General features: G+C 55.0%; 7 protein-coding genes and 1 pseudogene. 6 read left to right on the plus strand and 2 right to left on the minus strand.

Annotation, left to right across the window (positions count from 1 at the left end; all coding sequences use genetic code 11):
* Nucleotides 1-148 precede the first annotated feature (148 nt).
* The 6 genes from HDG39_RS32350 (at nucleotide 149) to HDG39_RS32375 (ending at nucleotide 3,876) form a co-directional block, all read left to right on the plus strand.
* Entirely contained in the window at nucleotides 149-850 is a 702-nt protein-coding gene (locus HDG39_RS32350) for a DUF937 domain-containing protein (RefSeq protein ID WP_184012034.1), read from the plus strand.
* Nucleotides 851-1,067: 217 nt separating this feature from the next.
* Nucleotides 1,068-1,955 (plus strand): OmpA family protein, encoded by an 888-nt coding sequence (locus HDG39_RS32355; protein ID WP_184012036.1) that lies wholly within the window; start codon nucleotides 1,068-1,070, stop codon nucleotides 1,953-1,955.
* 226 nt (nucleotides 1,956-2,181) lie between these two features.
* A complete protein-coding gene (locus HDG39_RS32360; protein WP_184012038.1) occupies nucleotides 2,182-2,379 on the plus strand; it encodes a hypothetical protein in 198 nt (65 codons plus the stop codon).
* An 18-nt stretch (nucleotides 2,380-2,397) separates the two neighbouring features.
* A complete protein-coding gene (locus HDG39_RS32365; protein WP_184012040.1) occupies nucleotides 2,398-2,766 on the plus strand; it encodes a hypothetical protein in 369 nt (122 codons plus the stop codon).
* A 546-nt stretch (nucleotides 2,767-3,312) separates the two neighbouring features.
* On the plus strand, nucleotides 3,313-3,522 hold the full coding sequence (locus tag HDG39_RS32370) for a hypothetical protein (RefSeq protein WP_184012042.1): 210 nt from the start codon (nucleotides 3,313-3,315) through the stop codon (nucleotides 3,520-3,522).
* 90 nt (nucleotides 3,523-3,612) lie between these two features.
* Nucleotides 3,613-3,876 carry a hypothetical protein gene (locus tag HDG39_RS32375; protein ID WP_184012044.1) on the plus strand — a complete coding sequence of 88 codons (264 nt, stop codon included), beginning with the start codon at nucleotides 3,613-3,615 and terminating at the stop codon, nucleotides 3,874-3,876.
* A gap of 479 nt (nucleotides 3,877-4,355) precedes the next feature.
* Here HDG39_RS32375 and HDG39_RS32380 read toward each other — a convergent pair whose 3' ends face one another.
* Both HDG39_RS32380 and HDG39_RS32385 read right to left on the minus strand, forming a co-directional pair.
* Complete coding sequence (locus HDG39_RS32380; RefSeq protein WP_260328428.1) at nucleotides 4,356-5,291, minus strand: DUF7164 domain-containing protein; 936 nt, start codon at nucleotides 5,289-5,291, stop codon at nucleotides 4,356-4,358.
* Between the two features lie 616 nt (nucleotides 5,292-5,907).
* A pseudogene (locus HDG39_RS32385) lies at nucleotides 5,908-6,000 on the minus strand (IS5/IS1182 family transposase); the annotation flags it as partial.

Consider the following 6,000-nt stretch of genomic DNA (forward strand, 5'->3'; position numbering starts at 1 on the left):
ACTTCTGTCAAAGTTTGCGGATTTACGTCAGTTATTAGAAAAGAGTTAAAGCGTGCTTCACAGGCTCTCTAAAAGTGCTTACCTTACGCTCAAAACATCGCCTGGCCTTGCCCAGGCGCTCAAGCGCAGCAATTTCACGAGAACAGAAATGAAGAGCATCGATCTTGCCAACTCAATTGATGCGGTATTTTCCGATTCGATCCGGCAGTGTCTTGCGGAGCAAATCGGCCTTTCGTCGGAAATACTTGGCAGGATTCCGACCCACGCCAGCCCTGCGCTGATTGCTTCGCTGATGGCGGCTGCGGTGACGCCCGATGGGGCGAAGGCCGTATTCTCCGCCGTGATGTCGCCAGAAGCGAATGCACGTATCGAAGAGCAATTCCTGCAGCTGTGTAGTGCTTCATCGAGTATCAAAGACCTTGAAACAATAGGAGAGTCGCTCTTCGTGCGTTCTACCGGCACGCGTATCGCGCTGGCGAGTGATCCGATCTCGCGTCAGACCGGCATACCGCCTCAGGCCGCTCATGTCATGACCGCGTTGGTCGGTTCGGTGATGTTCGGCGTGCTCAAACATCACATTCTGCTTGAGCAGGGAACGTTGGCCGGACTGCCTGCGTTGCTCGGCGGTCAATCGCCTGTTGTATCGAGGCTTTTGACCGATCACGTCGCCGAGTCGATCGGATTTGAAAATGCTGGCAATTTCACTCGATCGATTGCAGGCAGGCTTGAGTCAGTAGCGGCCAATATGATGCACCCGATGGCTGACGATGAAAACGTACTTCGACGTTCCGCACCCGCCGCGGCGCACGAAGTCGCGGCGCCCGGTCGCCGGAGCGAGGTCTTCGCGTAGAGGCATATGGCTGCTGTTTGCCGTGTTGACGGCCATACTGCTTGGGGTTTTCGTCTATGCCCAATTTTTCGGGCAGAGGGCGGGTGTTGAACCGACCGCGTCGTCGAATGTTTTGACCAGTGGCGTCGTCGCGCCCTCGATCGCGTCGGCCGTCCCTGGCGTCGTAGCGCGACCGGACGCGGCTTCATCCGTACCGCAGGGATGCGCGGCGGCTCCGATGACGGCGTCGGGAGGTGCAGCGTCTGCCCCGGCGGCCGATGCAGTGTTCGAAGCCGCTTCAAATCCGGCGGCGAACGCTTCCACGAGAAGTGGAAGGATCGCTTTTAGCGTCAATCAAGCCGGCGTGCCTTCATTGACGGGTACGCTGAGTAGCGATGCGGAGCGGCAAACACTTACCGATGTGTTGAACCGAAGATTTGGCGCGGGACGCTTCGCCGCCGACCTGAAAGTCGATGCGAGCCTGCGCCCATCTTACTGGCTGACGCACATCGATGAGCTCTTGTCGTTGATGGCCCTGCCGCGCGCCGAGGTCGGAATAGACGCGCAGCACATCGAGCTAGGCGGGGCGGCGGCGAATGCATCGCTTGGCTGGAAGCAGCGCCTGCAGAATGTGTTCGGTCCGTCCTGGGAAATCGGTCAGTTCAGCGCGGGAAAAGCCGTCGATCTCGCCACGCAGCTGTTCCTGAGCACGATGGTGAAATTGCTCGATGCGGGCAACGCGTGCATAGGTCCGGATGTCGCAACAGTTCTGAACTTGCAGGTCGTGGACTTCGCTGCATCCAGTGGACATATCCCTTTATCCGCCAAAGAGAACCTTGCCGAGTCCGCACAACTGCTTAAGGCATGTTCTGACGACGGCCATCCCGTGGCACTCGATATCAAGGCATATTCCGACAACGTTGGCGATGAGCAGGCCAATCTGCTGCTCTCGCAAAAGCGTGCGGACGCGGTGCGCGGTTTTCTGATCGAGGCGGGGGTGAAGCCGGACCTGTTGACGGCACGCGGCTATGGCTCAGCGACGCCGATCGCGAGCAATGCGACGGCGGGCGGTCGCTTTGCGAATCGCCGTGTCGAGTTTGTTCTGGTGCAAGCTTCGGTTGGCTAACAGATTGCGTTGGCTGAAAGCACGGGTTTCACGCTGGGAGCGTTAGGCACGTTCGGCCAGACTCGGGAGCCTCGCGGAATGGATCAATCGCAAGCCCTACCCGACAGACGCACAAGGGCCCCCGATGTCACAATTCTTGGCAACCCCCACGTGCGCGTCCGGTTACATTCGGTTGCGAGTGTTCTAACCCGAACCTTGTGAGCACCGAACGAAACTGGAGCTATCCATGGCAACCCCGCATCAGGTCCAAGTGACCCTTTCGCTTCACCCCGAAGATTACGCTTCACTCAAGATGGCCGCGCGAGCTGCCGGTCTTGACGAGTTGTCGTTGGGCATTCTGGCAGTCCATCGCGAGGCGCGTCGCGTGTTGGCCGAGGACCGGCGCAATCGCGAAACCGCTCTGCACGACTACAAAATTTTTTGATTGCTGAAGGTGCCTGGCATGGTTGCATGGTCTGCAGAGGATCTGCTCTATCTACGGCTCGGCACGGAGACGCCGAATTGGTCTCTTGCCGCGGATGACGACATGCTCTTGCTCGCGGCCGGCCACGGCGAGAAACGCGTTGGGGTTCGACTCACCAGTGTGCAGTTGGAGAAGATACGCATGGCGAAAGGCGGTCTCGTAATAACTGCTATGGGCGTGATCATTCTAGGGGCATATTTTCGGCTGTACCTGGTAGGCCGGAAAGTCGACGATCATGTGTGGAAAGGGAGGGCGTCCAGCGATGCTAATTTTCTTCACGTGGCACAGGCGGCGGAGGAGTCGACCGCCTATCCATCGATAGTGGTCGATCTTGTAACAGCACCCTGAAAACAAGTACAGATGTCGTTTCCCTGGCCAGACGGCGTTTGATCGAATTCGATCAGGTTTTCACGCCAGAGCCTGGATACGATTCTGGAAATTGTTAGTGGCGACGGGAGCGACGCGTAATGAATGAGTTAAAGACGAAAACAATATCGGAATTGCATCAGCAACTCGAAGCGATGGAGGCGTGGGTCACGTCAAAACCTGCGATTGTGACGGGCGTGCAAGGGGTGAGGATCATGCGTCTGGTTGCACTGATGTCAGGCGATGCATTCCGGTATGTGCTTGTCAGGACGAGACCAAAAGGGCGCTGGTCCTAGTGTGCGTCAGGCACCTTCGTGGTCGTTCTGCCAGCTCTCTACGATTCGCATCTCGAACTCTCCTTCGAGTTTTAACAAACCTTGACAGACCGAGTTGCCCCGCACCGGTAGAGTACATGCGTCCGCAAGCCGATGCGGTTCGGTTGCGCGCGCATTGCATTAATCGTTTAGTCGGCGACAAACTGTGCCATACAAAAGCTGTTCAAATGCTTTCTTCGGGAAAAGCTGACATATGCGAAGCGAAGTAACTACTCAACCGGGGCTGCCTGAGGCAAAGAAATTCGCGCGCCGGACCGACGAAGTTGAAGGCATGTCGGGTCTTCGCAAGCGCTGGATCGCATTGCTTGGCATCGGGACGATTTCACTGTCACTGCTGTTCGTGTGGGGATTTCTCCATTTGATTCTCGCGCTGATATTTCCAAAGTCGGTGGTTGTCCATTAGGTCGTTGCGGGGTGAACTCGTGGGCGTTGTATTATGGTCGCGAAGTGATCGAGGGCGGCCTTTCGGTGGTTCACTCGATGGAGTATCCCGATGCATACGGACGTTGCCTCATCTTTCGCGGTTGCGGGACATGATCCGGCATATCGAGCGTGGCTGTATTACTACGACGATGAACAGCAAGCACTTTTAGGCCAGATTCGAGCAGCTTGGGGTCAGGACTGCGTGATTCAGATCTGTGGTGGGCGACTGAGGATTTTTGCCGAGGAAGGGCGGTTGGAATTTTTCAGCGCGCGTGAGCTGTTTGACGCAATCGCTGTGAAGACGCAGAAAGGAATCAGTCTGCGACAAAAGTAGAGCAGTACAAGCGGGATGACCCATTGCGCACGTTAGGAGATTGCGGTGTTGTCCAACGAAGAAAGTCTCCGATTGCTTATGCTAGTTTGTCACCGCCAGATCCCATGGGGGAAGAAGCCGAAGAAACTGATTACGCTTCGCAACCTCGGGCTGGTCGAGGTCCGGCGCTTTCCGCCCAGAGTCAACGCGAGAGTTCCCGAACCCATCGACATCGCGATCCTCACAAGACGGGGGCAAGAGGAGTTTGCGCGTCTCGAAAAGATGGCCTCGCTTCTCGAATGGCGATGGACGGGGTTAATGGCATACCAGGTGGGACTAGAAACTTTTCCGTGAGCCCGCCACCTGCAGGTCGCCTGTCTTTAGGCTAACCAACGAACGTGGTTCACGTCTGCTCAACTTACAGTAAGTGGAGTGAAAAGCCGAGAAGATCGTATTGGACTGACTGAAGGCCACGACTCAGCCGTCACAATGATTCCGGTCTAACGAGTGAGTCTTTCATTTACAACGTTATCAATAGCAGACTGAGCGAGCCAATGGCAGTAGCCCCCCAAAGTGTTTCGATCTATTTGGTCTGATCTGATGTCAAAATATTTTCCTGCACGAAAGTCGTGTTTTGACCAATATTGGTTCGTATGCCACGCATGAATATGCAGAACGTCACTGCCGATATTTCTCGTTGCAGAAGGGAAGTGGTCAAGGAACCCGAGCGAACATTGTTGCGGATAGGTGCGGCGAAGCGCTAGCTCCCCAGCGTACATCGTCAAAACATTCTTACACCAGCCTGGCCATGCACCTTCGAAGTTGGAAAATTCCTCTTTGATTAATTTGTTGCAATAGTCCAGCTGCGCAGTGAGGAAGTTGCACACATGGTCTGATGGTCCCAGGACCGAAGCCCCAACATTGTGCAGGCCAGAATGAGGGAATCCCCACCGTAGACTACATTGAGACAATTTCCCTCGGACTTCTTCCTCATAGGCGTACGCGCCGAAACCAAAGCATAGTCCGGATGGAGAAAAGTCAAGCAATGCTGGCGTCACGAACGTGTCGCAGTCCGTTTTCAATATAAATCGGTATTTTTTGCACTCGTCAAAAACGCTTTGATCAACGAAGTTTCCAACGCTATTGATATAAGCATATCCCTGCCATTCAGCATTCCGCTCGAGGTATGGCGTACTCGGAATGATCGTCAACTTTTCATCGACTGGCAGAAGATTGATCGCATCAGGATGACACACAGCAATAATCCTGGAGCGCAGGAACAAATTGCTGAAAATCATGCTCTTGTAGAGCCAATGAAACTCCTCGACGGTCTCCTTTCTGTTGTCGATATAGACCAAAACGCCCAAGTCGATCGACGCTTCTGAGCAGCTCAGGTCCGATCTGCTTTTAGCGTTGGCGTTGTAGTTGTTTTCCATCTGCTTACAGCCTTCATCAAGGGGCGGGCAATGCATTCCGATATGTGCGTGTCAGAGCAAAGCGAACCGGGCGTTGGTGTTAACGATCAGTCCGCCGTACTTCACGGAATGGTATCAGTGCGCGTTCGAGAGAGAGATAGCGAATAGGGAGTATGGGAAGAGAAAAGGTGAAGCCCCGGCAATCGGGGATTAGTCGGGGCTTCAAGGAGCAGGCGCAGCTTCGGGGATTAGCTCTCCTGCCCGTGATCGACCGGAAAAGTCGATGAATTCAGCATAACCGGAACGGGGCGTGATGTTGTGAATAATTGTCACGCACTCGCGAGTTTTTGTCGGAGCGGGAAAAGCAGATGTTTGTGACCGACCGCCGTCGAGATTCAACGAGCTTGACAGACTGGTTTGCTGGGAACCGATAGTGTATTTGGATTCGGGGACAGGCTGAATTGAAAGCGACTACTCAGGCCGGCTGCCACAGGCAAAGACATTCGCGGGCCAGACTGGATCGGGCGCGCTGGGTCATGGTGCTTACCGTTTGGACGACTCCGCTGTTATTGCTTTTCGTGTGGAGATTTCTCGATCTGATTCTCGTGTTGGCATTTCCGATGCCAGCTGTTGCTCACTAGGCCGTGTTCACATTTAAAAGCGGCCCAAACGAGCAGGCAAGGGACGCGAACACGAGATAGCTGTCAGCGAGCTTGTCATACCGGGTGGA

The sequence above is a fragment of the Paraburkholderia lebeckiae genome (genome assembly GCF_014201005.1).
GTDB lineage: Bacteria > Pseudomonadota > Gammaproteobacteria > Burkholderiales > Burkholderiaceae > Paraburkholderia > Paraburkholderia tuberum.